The organism is Aporhodopirellula sallentina SM41, assembly GCF_000346505.1.
In the GTDB taxonomy this organism is placed as follows: Bacteria; Planctomycetota; Planctomycetia; order Pirellulales; family Pirellulaceae; genus Rhodopirellula; species Rhodopirellula sallentina.
Genome location: NZ_ANOH01000312.1, coordinates 1 through 510 on the forward strand (window position 1 = coordinate 1; position 510 = coordinate 510).

The following is a 510-nucleotide window of genomic DNA, read 5'->3' on the forward strand; positions in this document are numbered from 1 at the left end:
GTCGGACCTACCCATGGAGAGTCAACCGCGATCCAAACGTCGCCTGCTTGCACGGATTGCGGGCGTTGTCGTCGCATCAATCGCCATCATGTGTTTCGTCCCAACACTGCGCCTCGACAGCTCTATGGCTGACGCGATTACGCCCGGAATGTCTGTTCGTGATGCCACGCAGATCGTCGGTTCCGCCCCCGGATGGTACGACGGCGTCGTAGTCATTCGCGACGCCTTAATGCCGTCAACGAAAGGCGGTGGCGTTGATTGGGCGTCCACCAGCGGGCAACTAATGCTCGACCTCGACGCGAACGAGCGCGTCATCACTGCGCAATTCCGAGCGAACAACACGGGCGTATCGGTTCCGCTATTCGTTTGGGAGCGGACAATCGGTCGGTGGCTCTGACGGTCCGACAACATGGTTTTTACGCTAGGCCTTCGGCACACCGCTGTCGTTTGTTCAAACCTCCCTCCGGTGGTAGAATCTCTCATAGTTCTGACATCACTCGCTTCGTTTAA

Annotated in this window: 1 protein-coding gene; it reads left to right on the forward strand. The window is 57.8% G+C overall.

Annotated elements, in window-relative coordinates; all coding sequences use genetic code 11:
* Nucleotides 1-397, forward strand: a 397-nt coding sequence (locus RSSM_RS20705) for a hypothetical protein (protein WP_236621277.1), incomplete at its 5' end; no start/stop codon positions are given.
* Nucleotides 398-510: the final 113 nt, after the last annotated feature.